The sequence below is a fragment of the Streptomyces termitum genome, assembly GCF_014650175.1.
In the GTDB taxonomy this organism is placed as follows: Bacteria; Actinomycetota; Actinomycetes; order Streptomycetales; family Streptomycetaceae; genus Streptomyces; species Streptomyces termitum.
Genome location: NZ_BMUL01000019.1, coordinates 87996 through 107579, shown reverse-complemented (window position 1 = coordinate 107579; position 19584 = coordinate 87996). Strand labels below are relative to the sequence as shown.

At 73.6% G+C, this 19584-nt stretch carries 19 protein-coding genes; 11 read left to right on the top strand and 8 right to left on the bottom strand.

What is annotated here, in order from left to right; all coding sequences use genetic code 11:
• Nucleotides 1-53 precede the first annotated feature (53 nt).
• Entirely contained in the window at nucleotides 54-809 is a 756-nt protein-coding gene (locus tag IE219_RS27660; RefSeq protein ID WP_189982373.1) for an SDR family NAD(P)-dependent oxidoreductase, read from the bottom strand.
• A gap of 122 nt (nucleotides 810-931) precedes the next feature.
• Here IE219_RS27660 and IE219_RS27655 point away from each other — a divergent pair, with 122 nt between their 5' ends.
• A complete protein-coding gene (locus IE219_RS27655; protein WP_229850065.1) occupies nucleotides 932-1432 on the top strand; it encodes a hypothetical protein in 501 nt (166 codons plus the stop codon).
• Nucleotides 1433-1570: 138 nt separating this feature from the next.
• On the opposite strand, the gene IE219_RS27650 is transcribed toward IE219_RS27655, so the two are convergent.
• Nucleotides 1571-2308, bottom strand: coding sequence for a Mut7-C RNAse domain-containing protein (locus IE219_RS27650; RefSeq protein WP_189982371.1), 738 nt, complete (start codon nucleotides 2306-2308; stop codon nucleotides 1571-1573).
• A gap of 111 nt (nucleotides 2309-2419) precedes the next feature.
• On the opposite strand from IE219_RS27650, the gene IE219_RS27645 reads away from it, so the two are divergent.
• Entirely contained in the window at nucleotides 2420-2860 is a 441-nt protein-coding gene (locus IE219_RS27645; protein ID WP_189982369.1) for a GNAT family N-acetyltransferase, read from the top strand.
• Nucleotides 2861-2869: 9 nt separating this feature from the next.
• On the opposite strand, the gene IE219_RS27640 is transcribed toward IE219_RS27645, so the two are convergent.
• On the bottom strand, nucleotides 2870-3760 hold the full coding sequence (locus tag IE219_RS27640; RefSeq protein ID WP_189982367.1) for a helix-turn-helix domain-containing protein: 891 nt from the start codon (nucleotides 3758-3760) through the stop codon (nucleotides 2870-2872).
• Nucleotides 3761-3881: 121 nt separating this feature from the next.
• Between IE219_RS27640 and IE219_RS27635 the strand changes: the two genes are divergently transcribed.
• Nucleotides 3882-4475, top strand: a complete 594-nt coding sequence (locus tag IE219_RS27635; protein ID WP_189982365.1) for a TIGR03086 family metal-binding protein — start codon at nucleotides 3882-3884, stop codon at nucleotides 4473-4475.
• Between the two features lie 158 nt (nucleotides 4476-4633).
• Nucleotides 4634-5545: a substrate-binding domain-containing protein gene (locus IE219_RS27630; RefSeq protein WP_189982363.1), complete on the top strand. Its 912-nt coding sequence runs from the start codon at nucleotides 4634-4636 to the stop codon at nucleotides 5543-5545.
• A gap of 117 nt (nucleotides 5546-5662) precedes the next feature.
• On the opposite strand, the gene IE219_RS27625 is transcribed toward IE219_RS27630, so the two are convergent.
• The gene (locus tag IE219_RS27625; RefSeq protein ID WP_189982438.1) at nucleotides 5663-6055 is read right to left on the bottom strand and encodes a MerR family transcriptional regulator; all 393 of its coding nucleotides are present in this window, start codon (nucleotides 6053-6055) and stop codon (nucleotides 5663-5665) included.
• A 203-nt stretch (nucleotides 6056-6258) separates the two neighbouring features.
• Nucleotides 6259-6858, bottom strand: a complete 600-nt coding sequence (locus IE219_RS27620; protein ID WP_189982361.1) for a hypothetical protein — start codon at nucleotides 6856-6858, stop codon at nucleotides 6259-6261.
• Between the two features lie 280 nt (nucleotides 6859-7138).
• Here IE219_RS27620 and hemL point away from each other — a divergent pair, with 280 nt between their 5' ends.
• From hemL to ccsB, 7 genes are all read left to right on the top strand, one after another.
• Entirely contained in the window at nucleotides 7139-8446 is a 1308-nt protein-coding gene (gene hemL, locus IE219_RS27615; RefSeq protein ID WP_189982360.1) for a glutamate-1-semialdehyde 2,1-aminomutase, read from the top strand.
• The gene (locus tag IE219_RS27610; protein WP_189982358.1) at nucleotides 8443-9132 is read left to right on the top strand and encodes a histidine phosphatase family protein; all 690 of its coding nucleotides are present in this window, start codon (nucleotides 8443-8445) and stop codon (nucleotides 9130-9132) included. Before hemL ends, IE219_RS27610 begins: the two co-directional genes overlap by 4 nt.
• 228 nt (nucleotides 9133-9360) lie before the next feature.
• On the top strand, nucleotides 9361-10650 hold the full coding sequence (locus IE219_RS27605; RefSeq protein ID WP_189982356.1) for a polysaccharide deacetylase family protein: 1290 nt from the start codon (nucleotides 9361-9363) through the stop codon (nucleotides 10648-10650).
• A 198-nt stretch (nucleotides 10651-10848) separates the two neighbouring features.
• The gene (locus IE219_RS27600) at nucleotides 10849-11466 is read left to right on the top strand and encodes a TlpA family protein disulfide reductase (RefSeq protein WP_189982354.1); all 618 of its coding nucleotides are present in this window, start codon (nucleotides 10849-10851) and stop codon (nucleotides 11464-11466) included.
• A 4-nt stretch (nucleotides 11467-11470) separates the two neighbouring features.
• Nucleotides 11471-12208 (top strand): cytochrome c biogenesis CcdA family protein, encoded by a 738-nt coding sequence (locus IE219_RS27595; protein WP_189982352.1) that lies wholly within the window; start codon nucleotides 11471-11473, stop codon nucleotides 12206-12208.
• 3 nt (nucleotides 12209-12211) lie between these two features.
• A complete protein-coding gene (gene resB / locus IE219_RS27590; RefSeq protein ID WP_189982350.1) occupies nucleotides 12212-13972 on the top strand; it encodes a cytochrome c biogenesis protein ResB in 1761 nt (586 codons plus the stop codon).
• Nucleotides 13969-15048, top strand: a complete 1080-nt coding sequence (ccsB, locus tag IE219_RS27585) for a c-type cytochrome biogenesis protein CcsB (protein ID WP_189982348.1) — start codon at nucleotides 13969-13971, stop codon at nucleotides 15046-15048. The genes resB and ccsB overlap by 4 nt, the downstream gene beginning before the upstream one ends.
• 92 nt (nucleotides 15049-15140) lie before the next feature.
• Here the strand turns inward: ccsB and IE219_RS27580 are convergent, their stop codons facing one another.
• From IE219_RS27580 to IE219_RS27570, 3 genes are all read right to left on the bottom strand, one after another.
• On the bottom strand, nucleotides 15141-16673 hold the full coding sequence (locus IE219_RS27580) for an ABC transporter substrate-binding protein (protein ID WP_189982346.1): 1533 nt from the start codon (nucleotides 16671-16673) through the stop codon (nucleotides 15141-15143).
• 3 nt (nucleotides 16674-16676) lie between these two features.
• Nucleotides 16677-18737 (bottom strand): hypothetical protein, encoded by a 2061-nt coding sequence (locus IE219_RS27575; protein WP_189982344.1) that lies wholly within the window; start codon nucleotides 18735-18737, stop codon nucleotides 16677-16679.
• Nucleotides 18738-18833: 96 nt separating this feature from the next.
• Nucleotides 18834-19451, bottom strand: coding sequence for a flavodoxin family protein (locus tag IE219_RS27570; protein WP_189982342.1), 618 nt, complete (start codon nucleotides 19449-19451; stop codon nucleotides 18834-18836).
• Between the last annotated feature and the right edge of the window lie 133 nt (nucleotides 19452-19584).

Here is a 19584-nt window from a genome sequence, read left to right as displayed (position 1 = left end):
GCGGTACGGCGCGGGGGCCGGCGCGCGGGTGCGCGCCGGCCCCCGCGCGCGTCCTACGGCTCGCGGTGGAGCTTGGTGTTGGACGCCTGGGCGCGGGGGCGGACGACCAGGAGGTCGATGTTGACGTGCGGGGGGCGGGTGCAGGCCCAGGTGACGGTCTCGGCGACGTCGTCGGCGGTGAGCGGCTCGGCGACGCCCGCGTAGACGGCGGCGGCGCGGTCGGTGTCGCCGCGGAAGCGGGTGGTGGCGAACTCCTCGGTCTTCACCAGGCCGGGGGCGATCTCGATGACGCGGACCGGGGTGCCGACGATCTCCAGGCGGAGGGTCTCGGCGAGGACCCGGGCGCCGTTCTTGGCCGCGACGTACCCGGCGCCGCCCTCGTAGGTGCCGTGGCCCGCGGTGGAGGAGAGGACGACGACCGTGCCGTCGCCGCTCGCGGTGAGGGCCGGCAGCAGGGCCTGGGTCATGTGGAGGGTGCCGAGGACGTTGACGTCGTACATGCGGCGCCAGTCCTCGGGGTCCGTGGTGGCGACCGGGTCGAGGCCGAGGGCCCCGCCGGCGTTGTTCACGAGGACGGCGAGGGTGCGGAAGGCGGAGGCGAACTCGTTGACGGCGGCGCGGTCGGTGACGTCGAGGGCGTACGCGGTCGCCTGGTGGCCGGCCTCGGTGATCTCGGCGGCGAGGGCCTCGACGCGGTCCTTGCGGCGGGCGGTGAGGACCACGCGGTAGCCGGCGGCGGCCAGCTGCCGGGCCGTGGCGGCGCCGATGCCGCTGCTCGCTCCGGTGACGACGGCGATGGGGGCGGACATGGCGGGGCTCCTCGCACAGGTGGACGGTCCGGTCGGTGTGAGGGCCAGGATAGGGCGGGGCGGGGGACACGCTGACTGACGGGTTGTCAGACGATCGGATGTTCCGTGGGTATTTTTCTCCTATGCGTGTGATGTCGAAGGGTGTGACGGGAGCCGCGCTCACGGCGCTGGTGTTCCTGGGTGCCGGGACCGCTGTCGCCTCGGCCGATTCCGGCGTGGCCGGTCCCGTGGTGGCCGGCACCGAATCCGATCTGGCCCATCACGGCCGGGTCTCCCTGTGGGACGGCCGGGTCGGCGTACGGCTGGCCAGCCGCAACGAAGGCCCCGCCGACGTGGCCGAGGCCACCGTGCGGCTCGCCTTCTCCGCCCCCATGGAGGGCGGCCGCGACCTGCCGTCCGGCTGCCTGTGGAGCAGCGCCCGCGTGATCTCCTGCCGGACCGGCGGCCTCCCCGCCGGCGGTGAGTCGGGCGAACTGTCCCTGGAGCTGCGGACCCTCGGCCGCCCGCAGGAACTCACGGTCGACGTCAGCACCGCCTGGCGGGCCGGTGGCATCGACCGCAACCCGGTCAACGACCGGCATCGGGTGCTGGTGCTGGCTACGGGGGATCCGTACGTTTTCTGAGGGGGCGGGATCCGGGATCCGGGATCTTGGATTCTGGATCCGAGATCCTGGCCTTCGGATCCCGGATCCCGGATCCCGGACCTTGGATCCCGGACCTTGGATCCCGGACCTTGGATCCGATATCCAGGATCCGGTTTCTCAGGCGGCGGCGGTGCCGCCGAATTCCCGTACCGCCTCCTCGACGATCGCCTCCAGGCGCGCGTGGTGCGCGCCGCGCCAGTAGACGCGCTCGCACCGCCCGCACCGGGCGAACACGTCGTACGTGTTCTCCGTGCCCCGCTCCAGTCGCTCGCGCACGACGTCCTTGTCGGCCTCCTCCAGGCGGCCGTTGCAGGCGGTGCAGCGGGTCCAGGGGGCGAGGGCGGGGGCGAAGCGCTCCAGGACGTCGCGGAGCTGGTCCTCGGGCCGGTCGCTGTAGACGTACGCGCCCGCCCACAGCTCGCGGCGGCGCAGCAGCCCCCGGTCGCGGGAGAGCATGACCCGCTGTTCGCGCGCGGAGAGCGCGGCCAGGGCCGGGTCGCCGAGGTCCTCGTTCTCGTACGCGGCGTCCACGCCGAGCAGCCGCAGCCGCCGGGCCAGCGTGCCGAGGTGCACGTCGAGCAGGAAGCGGAGCGGCGCGCCGGGCACCCGCTGCGGGCGGACGACGCCCTCCACCTCGACGGTCTCGCCGGCCGACGGCACGTGCGCGGTGTCCACCGGCCGGCCGTCGACGAGGAGCCGGCCGGCCTCGGTGAGCGGGACGCCGAGGGACTCCACGACGTGGCCCAGCGAGGAGACGCCGTCGGTGGTGACGGCGGTGCGTCCGGCGCGCCGGGCGGCGGCGACGAAGACGGCGAGGCCGGGGGCGAAGCTGATCTGGATCTCGGGTCCGTTCACGGGGACAGGATGGCACCGCCCCCGGGGCCGGGCCACGGATTTCCGGCCGCCCCGGCGGGAGCGCCCGGCGGGGCTCCCCGGGAGGCCCGGGGCCGGGATACCGTCCCCCGCATGAAGATCATCGAACTCGGCCCCGGCGACCCGCGCCTGGAGACCGACCTCCTCCCGGTCCTCCTCGAACTGCGCCCGCACCTCACCCCGGAGCTGTTCCGGGACGTGTACGCGCGCGGGCACGCGCAGGGCCTGCGCTTCTCCGCCGCCTACCGTGACGACGGCCGCTGCGTCGGCGTCGCCGGATGGCGGATCGTCGACAACACCAGCGCGGTGCGCAAGCTGTACGTGGACGATCTGGTGACCGCCTCCGCCGAGCGCTCCACCGGCGTCGGCCACGCCCTCATCGCCCATGTGGAAGGCCACGCGCGGGCCGCCGGCTGCACCGAGGTGAGCCTGGACTCCGGCACCCAGCGCACCAGCGCCCACCGCTTCTACCTGCGGGAACGCTTCGACATCGACGCCTTCCACTTCTCCCGGCCGCTTCCCGCCGCCTCGTAACAAGGCGCCTCAGGGCACGGCCGCCGCCCGCGCGTACGCGGCGGGGGAGAGGCCGACGGTGGCGGTGAAGTCGCGGACCAGGTGGGCCTGGTCGCTGTAGCCCAGCTCGGCCGCCAGACCGGCCCAGTCCGGGTGGGCGCCCGCCGGACGGGTCTCCTCCCCGGCCCGCTCCAGGGCCTCGTGGAGGCGGTAGCGCAGGATCACCCACTTCGGGCCGACGCCGACGTGGGAGGCGAACAGCCGCTGGAGGGAGCGGGGCGAGAGCCCCGACAGACGGGCGAGCCGGGCCACCCGCCGCACGCTCCGGTCGGACCGGACCAGCTCCACCAGCTCCATCGCCTGTACGGCGGCCGGATCGGGGGCGGGGCCGTGGGCGAGGAGGAACGCGTCGAGGGCGGCTACCCGCGCCTCGTCGGTCCCGGGCGTGAGCACGGAGGACAGGACGGCCTCCTCGCCGCCGCTGCCGCCCGCCCCCGGGAACGCCTCGGTGAGGGGGAACACGTCGGCCAGCGGCACGCGGCGCCCCGTCCACTCGGACACCGGCAGGGCGGGCGCGAAGGGCCGGAAGCCGCCGGGCCGGAACTGGATCCCGCACACCCGGCCGGTGCCCTCAAGCCGCTTCGTGAACAGCCCGAGCCCGATCCCGGAGACCTCCGCGGAGGACCGGTTCCGGGAGGCGTCGCCCAGCGGCCCGTACCGCTGGAAGACCACGTTGACCGAGGGATGCGGCACGACCCGGGTCTCGTACGGCTCCGGCAGCGCCCAGTCGATCAGCCAGTAGTGCTCCAGCCAGGGGCGCAATTCGGGCGCGGGCAGGTGCCGGCGGAAGCGGACCCGGGAGAAGAGCTCGCCGGGGGTGACGATGCCCCGGGTGTCCCGGCGCGGGGCGGGGTCGGCCATCCTTTGATCGTAGGCCGGAAAGCCCCGGCCGCGCCGCCCCGAGGGAGGGGATCAGGGATCCGTCCGGGCGCGTGGCGGGTTTCTTCAAGACCCGCCCGGGGCGTTTCCCTAGCGTGGGGGCATGACGTACGAAGAGACCTCCCAGCCCCGCGTGAGCGAACTGCTCCGCCTCGCCGCCGACCGGGCCGTCCCGCTGGTCGAGGGCATCGCGGACGCCGACCTCGGCGCACCCACGCCCTGTGCCGAGTACGACGTCCGCGCCCTGCTCAACCACCTGTTCGCCGTGGTCGTGAACTTCCAGGCGCTGGCGGCGAAGGAGGACGCCGACTTCTCGGAGATCCCGGACCGGGTCGCCGGGGCCGGGTGGCGGGCCGGTTTCGCGGCGGAGACCGGACGCCTGGTCGAGGCGTGGGCGGAGCCGGGCGCCGAGGAGGGCACCTCGGGGGCGATGGGGCTGCCGGCCCGCATGGTCGGGGCGATGGTGCTGCTCGACCTCACGGTGCACGCCTGGGACCTGGCGCGGGCCACCGGCCGTGACTTCGAGCCGGACCCGGCGGTGGTGGCCGGGCTGGCCGGCGAGGTGGAGCGGATGGCGCCGATGGCCCGCGAGGCGAAGGTCTTCGGCGAGGCCGTCACCCCGCCGGCCGGGGCGACCCCGTTCGAGCGCCTGCTCGTGACGACGGGCCGCGACCCGCGGGAACACCCCGCGGTCTGAGCCGGGACCGGGGCCGTGACCGCGGGGCGCGCGGTCGGCGGAGCCGGCCGGCGGCGCGCGGGTACGGCGGCGCGTGGCGGCAGGCCCTCTTGTGCGGGGCGGGGAACCGTTCGAAGGTGGCGGCGGAGACGGTTTCCGGCCCGGGGAGGAGCGGTCACATGTCCGGAGCGGGTGCGCGCGGTTGGGGATTCGCGGACGACAGGGGTGTGGAGGCGGTGGCGCCGGCGGTTCCGGCGCGGGTGGTGGCCTACGTCCGGGCGGGGGCGGCCCTGCTGGACCTGGGGGTGGTGCCGGTCGCGGTGTACGGGTCGGGGCACGACGGGCCGGAGCCGGACCCCGCGAAGGACGGCGGGCTCGCGGCGGCCGGGGTGCCGTACCTGGGGCCGGGGCGGGCGCTGGACGAGGAGCGGCTGCGGGCGGTGGCGCCGGACCTGGTGGTGGACGTCACGTACGACGGGAAGAGTCCGTACGCCGTCGACGAGGGGCTCGCGGAACGGCTGGGGGTGCCGCTGGTGGCGCTCTCGGTCGGCGGCGAGCTGCCCCTGGGCGAGATCATCGGCCGGTTCGGGGCGCTGGGCGCGGCCCTCGGCGGACCGGAGGCCGTGGCGGGGGAAGGGCTCGCCGGGCCGGAGGCCGTACCGCCCGCACGGTCCGCCGGACCGGGGGCCGCGGGGGACGGCGGCGGGGAGCTGGCGGCGGCGGAGGAGGCGGTACGGGCGGCGGCCGGGGCGGCGGGGCCGGGGGTGCTGGCGCTCTCCGGGGGCGGGCCGGAGCAGGTGCACCTGGCGCGGCCGGGGGCGTGGCCGGAGCTGGCGCGGCTGGCCGAGCTGGGGGTGCGGTTCCTGGACCCGGGGCCGGGTCCGGGGGCGAACTGGCTGACCGGGGGGTGGGAGCGGGCCGTCGAGGCGGGCCCGGACCTTGTCCTGTACGACGACCGGGCGCACGCGACGTCCCCTGTGGGGCGGGTGCCGGCCGGGGCGCGGCTGGTGCCGTGGAGTCCGGAGGTGCCGCCGAGTCCGGCCGCGTACGCCCGCTTCTTCCGCGCGGTGGCCCGGGCCCTTGAGCCCTGACGCGTCCGGGGCCTGGCCTTCCCGGCCTCGGCGTGCCCGGGGCCTGACGTTTCCGGCCTCGGCGTGCCCGGGGCCTGATGTTCCGGGGCCTGACGCGCCGGGGCCGATGCCCCCGGGTCAGGTCGTCAGGCGGGAGGTGAGGGAGGCGGCGAACTCCTCGGCGCGGGCGAGCTGGGCGCGGAGGTCGGCGACGCGGGCGGCGGCGGCTTCCTCGTAGCGGCGGACGCGGGCGACGAGGAGGGCGCGTTCCTCCTCGTCGAGCTCGGTGTCGGTGCCGGGGAGGTCGGCGGCGAGGCGGTCGACGGAGGTGAGGAGTTCGCGGGTCTCGTCGAGGCCGAAGCCGAGCGGCTGCATGCGGCGGATCACCATGAGGCGGGCCACGTCGGAGTCGGTGTAGAGGGGGAAGCCGCCGGGGGAGGAGGCGGAGGGGACGACGAGTCCGCGGTCCTCGTACTGGCGGATGGTGCGCAGGGGGAGTCCGGTGCGGGCGGCGACCTCGGAGATCTGCATGGGTTCGCAGGTCGCGGCGCGCGCCCCGGGCATGCGGGCGGCGGGGGCGGACGTGCGTACTCCGGTCATGGCGGGGTCCTCCTCGTACGGCGTCTCTGGAACCGACCTCCAAGCATTAGATCCGATTCGTCCTAATTTATTGCGCTATGACGTTCGGAAATCTGGAAGAAGGCGAGAAGGAGACGGCCGGAGAGGGGGAGGGGTCAGGGCCAGACCAGGCAGTACGGCTGGTGGCCGGCCTCGTGCAGGCGGACCGAGAAGTCCTGCCACTCGTGGAGGAGCTGGTAGACGTCGAACGCGTCGCGCGGGCCGCCCCGGTCGGGGACGGTGGACCAGATGAAGGCGGCGGCGCCGACGGACTCCTCGCCGATCGCGCGCAGCGGGTCCACCACGGTCGTGGGGAGCTTCACCACCGCGTAGTCGGGATGGAGGACGACCAGCTCCAGCGGGGGGACCTTGTGCAGGGGCAGGCCCTGGATGCCGGTGAGGACCATCGCGGCTATCGTCTCGGGCTTGATCTTGGAGAACATGCCGCCCATGCCCAGCTCGTCGCCGCCCAGCTCCTCCGGGCGCATCGAGATGGGGACGCGGGCCGCCGTCGCGCCGTCGGGCGCGCCGAAGTACTTGTAGGTCACCCGCAAGCTGCGGCCCCCGAGGGGCGGGCCGTCCCCGGGCTGCTCCGGGGAAGCGCGATGCTCCGGCGCGGCCGGGTCCTCGGCCCGCCGCCGCCGGTGCCTCCCCCGCCGGACAGGCTCCGGACCCAGGTCGTCCGTCCCCTCGCCCGGTCCGCCACCGCGATGCATATCTCCACCCGACTGCTTTTTCTCGGCAACACGAACCCGCCGCGCGACCCGATCATCGTGTCAGTGACCTCCCCCGCGTCACAGCGGTGAAACACCTGTCCGCAAGAAACGCCGTGGCCTCTGACACCATGGATCGCGTGGGCCATCCCCAATGACGCCCCCGCCGTCCCAGTTTCGCAGACGCGGGGAACCGGCGCCTCGGCGTCCGGTACGGAGCGCACGGCGGGGTGTCCACACCGTCCTTCTGTACCAGACGTCGTACTCGCAGGTCAGGATCACTGTGTCGTATTCATACGAAGCCCCAGTCTCACAGACGCTTTTCGACCGCGCGTCCCTTGTGACGCCCGGCGGCGTGAACTCACCGGTGCGTGCCTTCCGGGCCGTGGGCGGTACGCCCCGCTTCATGGTGTCCGGTACGGGTCCGTACCTCACGGACGCGGACGGTCGGGAGTACGTCGACCTCGTCTGCTCGTGGGGGCCGATGATTCTCGGCCACGCGCACCCCGAGGTCACCGCCGCCGTGCAGGCCGCGGTGGCGCGCGGCACCTCCTTCGGCACCCCCGGTGAGGGCGAGGTCGCGCTCGCCGAGGAGATCGTCGCCCGGGTCGAGCCGGTCGAGCAGGTCCGCCTGGTCTCCTCCGGCACCGAGGCCACGATGTCCGCGATCCGGCTCGCCCGCGGCTTCACCGGGCGCGCGAAGGTCGTCAAGTTCGCCGGCTGCTACCACGGCCACGTGGACGCGCTGCTGGCCGCGGCGGGCTCCGGCGTCGCCACCTTCGGCCTGCCCGACACGCCCGGCGTGACCGGCGCGCAGGCGGGCGACACGATCGTGCTGCCGTACAACGACCTGGAGGCCGTGCGGGCGGCGTTCGCCGCGCACCCGGGCGAGATCGCCTGTGTGATCACCGAGGCGTCGCCGGGCAACATGGGCGTCGTCCCGCCGCTGCCCGGCTTCAACCAGGGCCTGGCGGACCTGTGCCGGGAGAACGGCGCGCTGTACGTCTCCGACGAGGTCATGACCGGTTTCCGTACGAGCCGGGCCGGCTGGTACGGCGTGGACGGCGTGAAGCCCGACCTGATGACCTTCGGCAAGGTCATGGGCGGCGGCTTCCCGGCGGCGGCCTTCGGCGGCCGCGCCGACGTGATGGGCCACCTGGCCCCGGCGGGCCCCGTCTACCAGGCGGGCACCCTCTCCGGGAACCCGGTCGCGACCGCCGCCGGGCTCGCGCAGCTGCGGCTGCTCGACGAGGCCGCGTACGCGACGGTGGACGCGGTCTCGAAGGAGATCCAGGGCCTGGTCACCGGGGCGCTGGCGAAGGAGGGCGTGGCGCACCGGCTCCAGACCGCGTCCAACATGTTCTCGGTCTTCTTCACCGCCGACGAGGTGCGGAACTACGACGAGGCGAAGCGGCAGGAGGCGTTCCGGTTCAACGCCTTCTTCCACTCGATGCTCGCGGACGGCGTCTACCTGCCGCCGTCGGCCTTCGAGTCGTGGTTCGTCTCGGCCGCCCACGACGAGCGCGCGGTCGAGCGGATCGCCGCCGCGCTGCCCGCCGCCGCCCGCGCCGCCGCGGAGGCCACCGCATGAGCGCCGACACGAAGCAGGACGTCACCGTCGTCCACCTGATGCGCCACGGCGAGGTGCACAACCCGGACGGCGTGCTCTACGGGCGCCGCCCCGGCTACCACCTCTCCGAGCTGGGCCGGAAGATGGCCGACCGGGTGGCGGAGTCGCTGACCGAGCGGGACATCACGTACGTCGTCGCCTCCCCGCTGGAGCGGGCGCAGGAGACGGCCGCGCCGATCGCCAAGGCGCACGGCCTGGAACTGGCCACCGACGAGCGGCTGATCGAGGCGGCGAACGTCTTCGAGGGCAAGACCTTCGGCGTCGGCGACGGGGCGCTGCGCCGCCCGGCCAACTGGAAGCACCTGACCAACCCCTTCCAGCCGTCCTGGGGCGAGCCGTACATCGAGCAGGTCGTCCGGATGATGGGCGCGCTGGACGCGGCGAGGGACGCGGCGCGCGGGCACGAGGCGGTGCTGGTCAGTCACCAGCTGCCGATCTGGATCGTGCGGTCCTTCGTGGAGCGGCGCCGGCTGTGGCACGACCCGCGGCGGCGGCAGTGCACGCTGGCCTCGCTGACCTCGTTCACGTACCGCGGTGACCGGATCGTGTCGGTCGGCTACAGCGAGCCGGCGATCGACCTGGTGCCGGTGCACCTGCGGGCGGGCGCCAAGCCGGTCAAGGGCAAGGCGAAGGCGTTCGGGGCCTAGGTTCCGGCGACCGCCCCGGCGGGAGACCCCCGTGCGCTGGACAGGGCGGGCGGGGCCGGGCACAGTGCGGGGCGGTCGAATGATGTACATGTCATTCGATCGCCCCGTCATTCGATTGCTCTGAAATTTTTGTGCGATTGACTGGAACCTCCGTGTTCATCCCCACATCTCACTCATTGTCGGTTTGGATGATGTTTCGGGTCAAACAGCAGCGCGAATGGGGATGACATGCGCGGGATCAGTCGAAGGGGCCTTCTCGGAGCGGGCGTCGGTGCCGCCGCCGCACTCGGCATCGCGGGATGCGGGACGGACGGCGCGGAGAAGAAGGGCAGTTCCGGGCCGGCCCAGGGCGGCGGCAGCGGGACCGACGGGCCCGTGACGCCCGCCCCCACCAAGGAGGACGCGCGTCCGATCGGCGACGGTTCCACCGCCGACACCGGCAAGCAGCCCCACCAGCCCGACGCCCCCGTCCCCCTCGAACCCGGCCAGACCCCGCCCCAGTTCGTCGTCTTCTCCTGGGACGGCGCCGGCGAGGTCGGCAACGGCCTCTTCCCCCGCTTCCTGGACCTGGCGAAGAACCACGACGCCGCCATGACCTTCTTCCTCTCCGGCGTCTACCTGCTGCCCGAGTCCAAGAAGGACCTCTACCGGCCGCCGAACAACCGGGTCGGCGCCTCCGACATCGGCTACCTCACCGACGACCACATCAAGGACACGCTGAAGAACGTCCGCCGGGCCTGGCTCGAAGGACACGAGATCGGCACCCACTTCAACGGGCACTTCTGCGGCGGCTCCGGCTCCGTCGCCAACTGGACCCCCGCCCAGTGGCAGAGCGAGATCGACCAGGCCATGGGCTTCGTCACCCGCTGGAAGACGAACACCGGCTGGACCGACCTCGACCCGCTGCCCTTCGACTACTCCAAGGAGCTCGTCGGCGGCCGCACCCCCTGCCTCCTCGGCCGGGACAACCTGCTGCCCACCGCCAAGCGCCTCGGCTGGCGCTACGACGCCAGCTCGCCCGGCGGCATCCAGACCTGGCCGGTCAAGCGCCAGGACATCTGGGACTTCCCGCTCCAGGCCGTGCCCTTCCCCGGCCACTCCTTCGAGGTCCTGTCCATGGACTACAACATCCTCGCGAACCAGTCCAAGAACAGCACCAAGGGCATGCCCTCCCGCTACCCGGGCTGGCGCAAGCAGGCCACCGAGGCGCTGATCGCGGGCTTCACGCGCGCGTACGAGACGAATCGCGCGCCCTTCTTCGTCGGCAACCACTTCGAGCAGTGGAACGGCGGCATCTACATGGACGCCGTCGAGGAGGCACTCAAGGCGATGGCCGGGAAGAAGGACGTCCGGCTGGTCTCGTTCCGCCAGTTCACCGACTGGATGGACGTGCAGGACCCGCTGGTCCTGGACCGCCTGCGCGGCCTCGGCGTCGGCCAGAAGCCGGCCGGCGGCTGGAACTCCTACCTGCGGCCGGCCGCGACCGGCACCGCCTCGGGCACCCCCGCCACGCCGTGACCGCCGCCGCCCCTCGGCATCCCGCCACGCCGTGACCGCCGCCCCCCCGGGCGTCCCGCCGCGCCGTGACCGGCCCCCCCGCCGGGGGCCGGGGCCGGGCCGATTCCGGCGGGCGGCTTAGGCGATCTTGACAAGGGGCATCACGGGCACGTAGGGGGGTGCCCAAGATCCCCCAAACGCCCATGCGAAACTTTTCACATGAGCCTTAGCCGTGGCCTCCGTCCTGCCCCCCGGCGCGTCCTCGCGACCGCCGGCGCGCTGTCCGCCGCCCTCGTGCTCTCCGCCTGCGGCGGCGGGGACGCCGACGACACCTCGGGCGGCGGCAACACCAACTTCGTCACCAGCAAGGGCGGCATCTCCACCGCGGCCAAGGGCGAGCGCGCCGACATCGACACCATCGCGGGCGAGACCCTCGACGGCACGAAGCTCGACGTCGCCGACCTCAAGGGCAAGGTCGTCGTCCTCAACGCCTGGGGCTCCTGGTGCGGCCCCTGCCGCGCCGAGGCCCCCCACTTCGCCAAGGCGGCGGAGGCGTACAAGGGCAAGGACGTCGCCTTCGTCGGCCTCAACACCCGCGACTTCAACAAGCAGCAGGCCCTCACCTTCGAAGAGGACTACAAGGTCCCCTACCCGAGCCTGTACGACCCCGACGGCAAGCTGATCCTCTTCGGCTTCCCCAAGGGCACCCTCAGCCTCAAGGGCATCCCCTCCACCGTCGTCCTCGACAAGGAGGGCAAGATCGCGGCCCGCGCCCTGATGGCCCTCGACGAGACCAAGCTCCGGTCCATGATCGACCCGCTGCTCCAGGAGAAGTGAGCCGGTGAACGAGACCGTCACCAGCGGAGCCCTGCTGCTCGCCTTCCCCGTCGCCCTCCTGGCCGGGCTGGTCTCCTTCTTCTCGCCGTGCGTGCTCCCGCTCGTCCCCGGCTACCTCAGCTACGTCACCGGCGTCACCGGCACCGACCTCGCCGAGAACCGGCGCGGCCGGATGGCCGCCGGATCGCTCCTCTTCGTCGCCGGCTTCACCGCCGTCTTCGTCTCCGGCGGCGCCCTCTTCGGCTTCTTCGGCGCCACCCTCCAGGAGTACAGCGGGACGCTCAGCACGGTCCTCGGCGTCTTCATGATCCTCATGGGGCTGTTCTTCGCCGGGCTGATGCCCTGGTTCACCCAGCGCGAGTTCCGCTTCCACCGGAAGCCCGTCACCGGCCTCCTCGGCGCCCCCGTCCTCGGCGCCCTCTTCGGCATCGGCTGGACCCCCTGCATCGGTCCGACCCTCGCCTCCGTCAACGCCCTCGCCCTCGAACAGGCCAGCGCCGGCCGGGGAGCGATCCTCGCCCTGGCGTACTGCCTCGGCCTCGGCGTCCCCTTCGTCCTCGCCGCCGTCGCCTTCCGCAAGGCCCTCGGAGCGTTCGGCTGGGTGAAGAAGCACTACGTCTGGGTGATGCGGATCGGCGGCGCCATGATGGTCGTCACCGGCATCCTGCTCCTCACGGGCATCTGGGACAGCATGGTCTCCACGATGCAGGGCTGGTCCAGCGGTTTCACGGTGGGAATCTGATCCATGAGCACGACCGACACGACCGGCACGACCGGCGAGCACCCGGCGGCCGACGAGGCCGACACGCCCTCCGCGACCGACGCGGCCGGCGCGGCCGACACGTCCCCGGGGGACGAGGCGGCCGGCGCGGACCTGTCCACCGCGCCCAAGGAGGACCCGGCCGGGCCCGCCCCCGGCGGCCCCACCCTCGGGGCCGTCGGCTGGATCCGCTGGTTCTGGCGCCAGCTCACCTCCATGCGGGTGGCGCTCATCCTGCTGTTCCTGCTCTCCCTGGGCGCCGTCCCCGGCTCCCTCATCCCGCAGAACAGCGTGGACGAGCTCAAGGTCGCCGACTTCAAGAAGGCGCACGAGACCCTCACCCCGCTCTACGAGAAGCTCCAGCTGTTCGACGTCTACGGCTCGGTGTGGTTCTCCGCGATCTACATCCTGCTGTTCGTCTCGCTCATCGGCTGCATCGTGCCGCGCACCTGGCAGTTCGTCGGCCAGCTCCGCAGCCGCCCGCCGGGCGCCCCCAAGCGGCTCACCCGCCTCCCCGCCTACACCACCTGGCGCACCGAGGCCGAGCCCGAGCAGGTCCGCGAGGCCGCCCGCGCCCTCCTCAAGGGCCGCCGCTTCCGCGCCCACACGGTGGACGACGCGGTCGCCGCCGAGAAGGGCTTCCTGCGGGAGGTCGGCAACCTGGTCTTCCACATCGCGCTCATCGTCATGCTGGTCGCCTTCGCCTGGGGCGTCCTCTTCAAGTCCGAGGGCGGCAAGCTGATCGTCGAGGGCGACGGCTTCTCCAACACGCTCACCCAGTACGACGACTTCAAGTCCGGCTCCCAGTTCGCCACCGACGAGCTGGAACCGTTCGGCTTCACCCTGAACAGCTTCACCGGCACCTACGAGAAGACCGGCCCGCAGCGCGGCACCCCCCGCACCTTCGAGGCGGACGTCACCTACACGCGCGGCGACGGCAAGGACGAGAAGGCCGTCATCCGGGTCAACCAGCCGCTGAAGGTCGGGGACTCCAAGGTCTACCTGATCTCCCACGGCTACGCCCCCGTCCTCACCGTCAAGGACGGCCGCGGCAAGGTCGTCTTCAACGGCGCCGTGCCCATGCTGCCGGTCGACAACAACATCACCTCGACCGGCGCGGTCAAGGTCATGGACGGCTACCGCGACAAGAACGGCAAGCGGGAGCAGCTCGGCTTCACGGCCTTCTTCGTGCCGACCTTCGCCGGCGCGGGGAAGGGCACCATGGTGTCCCAGTTCCCCGGGCTCGACTTCCCCGTCCTCGCCCTCACCGGCTTCCACGGCGACCTGCGCGTCGACTCCGGCCTGCCGCAGAACGTCTACCAGCTCGACACCTCCAAGATGACCCAGTACAAGGTCGACGGAGGCACCGGGGTCGCCAAGCGGCTGCTGCCCGGCGAGACGATGACCCTGCCCGACGGCGCCGGCTCGATCACCTTCGAGAAGGAGATCAAGGAGTGGGCGAGCTTCCAGGTCTCCCAGCAGCCCGGCAACGGCCTCGCCCTCACCGGCGCCGTCGCCGCCATCGCCGGCCTCACCGGCTCCCTCTTCATCCAGCGGCGCCGGGTCTGGGTCCGCGCCGTCCGCGGTGACGACGGCACGACCGTCGTCGAGATGGCGGGCCTCGGCCGCAGCGAGTCCGCCAAGCTGCCCGAGGAGCTCGCCGATCTCGCGGTCGCGCTCACCGCCCAGGCGCCCCCGGCGCCCGAACCTGCCGAAGCAGAAGCATCAGAAGGGGCCGAGAAGTGATCCTCGCCGCCGAGACCAACGCGAGCCTGGCGCAGATGAGCAATACGCTCGTCTACTCCTCGATGGCCGTCTACACCCTGGCCTTCCTCGCCCACATCGCCGAGTGGGTGTTCGGCAGCCGCAGCAAGGTCGGCCGCACCGCCGCCGCGCTGACGCCGTCGAAGACCGCGCCCGCCACCGTGTCCGTCCAGGTCAAGAAGGCCGGCGGGACCGCCGTCCTGGACCGGCCCGAGGTCATCACCCGGTCCGCCGCCGGCACCCGCGACGTCCCGGACGGCCCCGGTGCCGCCGGCGGCACCGTCAAGGGCGACCTGTACGGCCGGATCGCCGTCTCCCTCACCGCCCTCGGCTTCCTGATCGAGGCGGCCGGCGTGATCTCCCGCGCCATCGCCGTGCAGCGCGCCCCCTGGGGCAACATGTACGAGTTCTCCACCACCTTCTCCACGGTGGCGGTCGGCGCCTACCTCGGCTTCCTGGTCGCGAAGAAGAACGTCCGCTGGATCGGCCTGCCCCTGGTGACCACGGTCCTGCTCGACCTGGGCCTCGCCACCACCTGGCTCTACAGCGACAGCGACCAGCTCGTCCCGGCCCTCGACTCGTACTGGCTGTGGATCCACGTCTCCACCGCCATCTTCTGCGGCGCCGTCTTCTACCTCGGCGCGGTCGCCACCCTGCTCTACCTGTTCCGCGACTCGTACGAGAGCAAGCTGGCCGGCGGCGGCACGCCCAGCGGCTTCGCCCGCTCGGTCCTGGAGCGGCTGCCCGCCGCCGCGACCCTCGACAAGTTCGCCTACCGGGTCAACGCGGCGGTCTTCCCGCTGTGGACCTTCACGATCATCGCGGGCGCCATCTGGGCCGGCGACGCGTGGGGCCGCTACTGGGGCTGGGACGCCAAGGAGGTCTGGTCCTTCATCACCTGGGTCGGCTACGCCGCCTACCTGCACGCCCGCGCCACCGCCGGCTGGAAGGGCCGCAAGGCCGCGTACATCGCGCTCATCGCCTTCGGCTGCTTCCTCTTCAACTACTACGGCGTGAACATCTTCGTGAACAGCAAGCACTCCTACGCGGGCGTCTAGCCCCGGCCCGCACCACGCCGCCGCCCCCGCCCCGGGTCCCCTCCCGGGCCGGGGGCGGCGGCGGTTCCACCGGTCCCCTCCCGGACGCGGTGTCAGTCCTTCTTGGGCGGCAGGCAGGAGGTGGCGGGGGGTGTGCCCCGGGGCCAGGCGATCTGGACGAAGCGCTGGGTGCCGTCGGGGGCGAGCTCCACGATGGGGACGGCCTTGTTGTAGGGGTTGCCGTGGTTGTCGAGGCAGATCCAGCCGCTGGCGCCCTGGACCCGCAGGGAGCCCTTGACCTGCGGCCACTGGGTGCCGACGTCGGCGAGCGCGGGGTAGGGGGCGTCGGCGGGGGTGGCCTGGCGGATGGCGTGGACGGCGGTGGCCATGGCGTCGTACGCGACGATCGCCTGCCCGTCGTGGAGCGGGACCGGCTTGGGGTCGGCGCGGGCGATGTCGGTGAGGAAGGTGCGGTAGGCGACGGTGGAGCCGCCGGTGGCGGGGACGGGCCGGCCGGGGGCGGGCTGCCAGGCGTCGGGGTGGGCGAGGGCGGCGTAGCGGACGGTGAGGCGCTTGCCGAGGACGGTGCGGTCGAGCTTGTCGTCGGTGCCGAGGTAGGAGCCCTCGTCGCCGGTGAGGACGGTGAAGGAGCGTTCGGTGCAGCCGCGGGCGCCGAGCGCGTTGATGAACTGGCGGAGCTGGGTGTGGCGGCCGGCGAAGAAGACGGTCTCGGCGCGGGTGTCGCAGATCAGGTGGGTGATCTGGCGGAAGGTGTTGGCGGTGGTGCCCTCCTGGGTGTTGTCGGCGGGGGAGGTGTAGAGCTGCGGTTCGTAGGGGGCGCCCTTGAGGGAGGCGGCGAAGGCGGAGCGGAGGGTGTCGATGTAGTGGTCGCCGGTGCGGGAGTCCTGGACGAGGATCGCGCGGGCGGCGTCGACCTTGCCGAAGTGGGCGAGGGCGTCGGCCTCGTCGCCGTTGGTGGGGGAGACCCGGGCGAGGCCGGGGTAGCGGTCGCGGCCGGGGCCGTTGGCGAGGTCGTCGGCGGTGATGGTGGTGCCGACGACGGCGATCCCGGCGCCGGTGAGGGCGGTGACGGCGTCGCGGACCTCGCCGGAGGAGGTGGCGACGCCGGAGACGGCGCGGAGCCGGTCGGGGGCGCCGGTCATGGCGGTGAGCCGGTCGACGACGGTGCGCCAGTGGGCGTTGCGGTTGCCGGTGTTGGCGAGGACGAGCCGGATCTTGGGGGTCTCGCTGTTGGACTCGTGGTTGGCCCGGTACTGGTAGGCGTGGGCGCCCTGGAGTTCGCGGAGGATCTTGACCTGGGTGCCGTGGTCGGCGGCGGTGATCGGCAGCAGCAGGGCGACGGTGGCGTACTCGCCGTCCTTGAGGGAGGCGTTCTCCCGGCCGATGGCGGCGGTGACGGCGGTGAGGGACGGGACGCGGAAGTCGTGTCCGGTGCCGTTGACGCCGACGCACTCGGTGCTGCCGGAGGGGCGGGCGACGCCGGGCGCGCAGGAGCGGTCCTCGGGGGCCAGGTAGCGGCTCAGGCCGTAGCCGCCGAGGCCGGCGACGAGGGCGAGGGCGACGAAGAGGGTGAGGAACTTCTGCCGCGGGGTCCAGAAGAGGCGGCGGCGCAGCCGGTCGAGCATGGGTCAGTCTCCGTCCTCGCGGCCGGGCGGCAGCGACAGCTCCCGCCAGGCGCGGATGTCCCGCGGCCACTGTCCGGCCGCGTCCCACAGCGGACCGCTGCCGGTGAGGTGGCGGCCGGAGAGCCGGCGCAGTTCGTGCGCCAGCCGGTCGGCGACCTCCTCGTCGGGCAGCGCGAGCGGATCGGTGAGCAGCCATACGGCGTGCAGCAGGCGCCGTAGGGAGAGGTGCAGTTCGGCGGCGTCGGGGTCGAGGCCGCCGGGGAGGTCGGGGGCGGGGGTCTGGCCGAGGGCGACGGCCCGGCGCGGGTCGGGTCCGGTGCGGCCCCTGTCGCGGGGGTAGGGGGCGGCGGCGATGAAGCGGAGGCGGCCGAGCCAGCCGAGGACGTCGGGTTCGGGGAAGGTGAGCCGGAGGTGGGCGACGGCCTCGGCGGTGGTGCCGAGGGCGAGGTCGTGGTGGAGCCGGTACGGGCCGGGCTGGGGGCCGTAGTGGCGGCGCAGGGTCTCGTGGACGGCGCGCCAGGCGGCGTGGTGGGGGTGGTCGTCGTCCTCGAAGCGGAGCCGGTGCAGGAGCAGGGCGCGCAGCAGCGGGTCGCCGACGAAGTGGCCGGGGTGCTCGGTCCAGTGCTCGGCGCGCAGCAGGTCGCGGACGCGGAGGGCGACGTCGCCGTCGAGGGATTCGCCGGGGAGGCGGGCCTGGGCGAGGCGGCGGGCGGACTCCTCGTCGTGGGCGGCGGCGAGGACGGTGTAGGGGCCGGTGCGGGGCACCGGGAGGAGGGCGGCGAGGAGGGCGGGGGCGACCGGCACGGGGGCGGCGTCCTCGCGGAGTTCGACGGTGAGGTCGAGGAGGTCGCCGGGGGTGAGGGTGGCGCGGGCGGCGGGCGGGGCCTCGCCGGCGGCGCGGGCGAGGAGGTCGACGCCGAGGGGCCGGCCGCCGGTGAGCCGGTGGACGGCGCGGGAGAGGGTGGCGGGGGTGCGGCCCGCGGGGTCGTGGCGGTCGAGGGCGGCGCGGGTCTGGGTGGGGGTGAGCGGGGGGAGTTCGACGGCGAGGAGGCCGGAGCCGACGCGGTCGGTGCGCGGGCAGGGTGCCTGGTGGGCGGTCTCGGGCAGCCGGGCGCGGGTGGCGTGGCGCAGGGCCTCGTGGTCGCGGGCGCGGGAGGCGGTGAGGAGGACGGTGTGGTCGCGGCGGCCGGTGGCGCGGGCCCGCAGGACCGGTTCGACGAGGGCGCGGCCGACGGGCGCGTGGGCGTTGTCGAGGAGGATGAGGGGCCTGCCGACGCGGGTGCCGCGGCGCAGTCCGGTGTAGGCGCGGTGGAGGTCCTCGGTGAGGGTGAGGACGAGGAAGGACTCGGCCTCCTCGCGGCGGGGGCCGCCCTGGCCGAAGTCGACGGCGAGCTGCTGGAGTCCGGCGCGGCCCCGGCCACCGGCGGTGCGGTAGCCGCCGAACCAGTCCTCGGGGGCCTTCTTGAAGCGGCTGAAGAACTCCTCGACGACGGTTTCGACGGTGGCCTCGGCGATGAGTCCGGCGAAGGGGACGCCCGCGTCGGCGGCGGTGCCGGCGAGTTTGGCGAGGACCTTACCGACCCAGGAGGCGGCGGCGGCCCGGCCGGCGTCGACGGTGGCGAGGAGGGGGCCGAGGCGCTGGAGGTCGCGGCGGGCCCGCTCGTCGTCCTCGCGGGTCCAGCCGACGGAGGCGACGGCGACGAGGGCGAGGGAGAGCCGGGGGAAGGGGACGGGCCGGACGGCCTCGCCGCGCTGTCCGAGCTGGACGGCGAGTTCGGCGAGGGCGCCGGTGAGCGGGGTCCAGCCGGGCCCGTGGTCGGCGGGTTCCTCGACGGCGGCGCAGTCGAGGAGGGCGAGCGGGGTGAAGCCCCGGTAGCGGTTGCGGACCTCTTTGAGGAGGACGGTCTTGCCCATGCCGCGGCCGCCGGTGAAGACGGTGACGGGCGGGTCCTCGCCGTGTTCGAAGGGCACCCGCCCGTGGCCGTACGGCCCGAGGCCGATGAGGCGGGCGGCGAGGCCGCCCGGTTCCAGCACCGCTTCGCGGCCGTACAGCTCTCTGTCCACCCGCCACCCCCGTCGCAGTCAACTCAAGAATATCCGGGGCGAGTTGGGAACTGGAGGGGTGTGCGGGCTTCGTTGCGGAGGTGTTGCGGTCCCGGGTCACACGGCGAGGCCGGCGGTCTCCTCGTAGGGGAAGAGGGCGAGCGGGGCGTCGCGCTGGAAGAAGGTCCGGGCGCGGGTCAGCGCGGCCTCGTCGGCGCGGATGCGGCCGGGGCGGGAGGCGGTGCCGGTGAGGACGCCGCCGAAGCGCATCCGCAGGTAGGCGGCCGAGTGGTGGAGGGCGGTGGTCAGGCCGTCGGCGACGACGTGCTCGTCGTGGGCCATGGCGGTGACGCCCCACAGGGTGCCGCCGGCCATCCGCTCCTTGAAGTCGGAGTCCGGCACGTTGAGCCAGCCGGACCAGTGGTCGAGGTAGCGCTTGGTCTGGGCGGAGAGGGTGTACCAGTAGAGGGGGGAGACGATGACGACGTCGGTGGCCTCGACGGTGGCCCGCCGCAGCTCCTCCTCGACCTCGCCGAGCCGGTGGCCGTCCTCGTGCCGGCCGTCCTGGAAGTCGGGCAGGTCGAGCCGGTTGAGGTCGACCCAGCGGCGGGGGACACCGGCGGGGAGGTGGGCGGCGGCCTCGCGGGCGAGGAGTTCGGAGTTGCCGTCGGAGCGGGAGCTGCCGAGGACGAAGAGGAAGGAGCGGTCCGCGCCGCTTCCGGTGTCGGTGGTCATGTCTGCTCCGGTCTGCTGGGCGCGCGGCGGCGCGTGTGACGGCGGGTGCCCCCGTGCCAACTGCCCGTCGCGCGCGGGTATTCCGCTCCCGTTTTCTTTCCGGTCGGACCGGCCCGATCGGTTCCGCCGATGG

Coding starts and splice junctions, on each gene's coding strand:
- IE219_RS27605 (WP_189982356.1), top strand. CDS start 9,361: ATGCGCGGGATCAGTCGAAGGGGCCTTCTCGGAGCGGGCGTCGGTGCC.
- IE219_RS27625 (WP_189982438.1), bottom strand. CDS start 6,055: ATGCAGATCTCCGAGGTCGCCGCCCGCACCGGACTCCCCCTGCGCACC.
- IE219_RS27610 (WP_189982358.1), top strand. CDS start 8,443: ATGAGCGCCGACACGAAGCAGGACGTCACCGTCGTCCACCTGATGCGC.
- IE219_RS27580 (WP_189982346.1), bottom strand. CDS start 16,673: ATGCTCGACCGGCTGCGCCGCCGCCTCTTCTGGACCCCGCGGCAGAAG.
- IE219_RS27645 (WP_189982369.1), top strand. CDS start 2,420: ATGAAGATCATCGAACTCGGCCCCGGCGACCCGCGCCTGGAGACCGAC.
- IE219_RS27635 (WP_189982365.1), top strand. CDS start 3,882: ATGACGTACGAAGAGACCTCCCAGCCCCGCGTGAGCGAACTGCTCCGC.
- IE219_RS27620 (WP_189982361.1), bottom strand. CDS start 6,858: ATGCATCGCGGTGGCGGACCGGGCGAGGGGACGGACGACCTGGGTCCG.
- IE219_RS27630 (WP_189982363.1), top strand. CDS start 4,634: ATGTCCGGAGCGGGTGCGCGCGGTTGGGGATTCGCGGACGACAGGGGT.
- IE219_RS27570 (WP_189982342.1), bottom strand. CDS start 19,451: ATGACCACCGACACCGGAAGCGGCGCGGACCGCTCCTTCCTCTTCGTC.
- IE219_RS27640 (WP_189982367.1), bottom strand. CDS start 3,760: ATGGCCGACCCCGCCCCGCGCCGGGACACCCGGGGCATCGTCACCCCC.
- IE219_RS27660 (WP_189982373.1), bottom strand. CDS start 809: ATGTCCGCCCCCATCGCCGTCGTCACCGGAGCGAGCAGCGGCATCGGC.
- IE219_RS27655 (WP_229850065.1), top strand. CDS start 932: ATGCGTGTGATGTCGAAGGGTGTGACGGGAGCCGCGCTCACGGCGCTG.
- resB (WP_189982350.1), top strand. CDS start 12,212: ATGAGCACGACCGACACGACCGGCACGACCGGCGAGCACCCGGCGGCC.
- IE219_RS27600 (WP_189982354.1), top strand. CDS start 10,849: ATGAGCCTTAGCCGTGGCCTCCGTCCTGCCCCCCGGCGCGTCCTCGCG.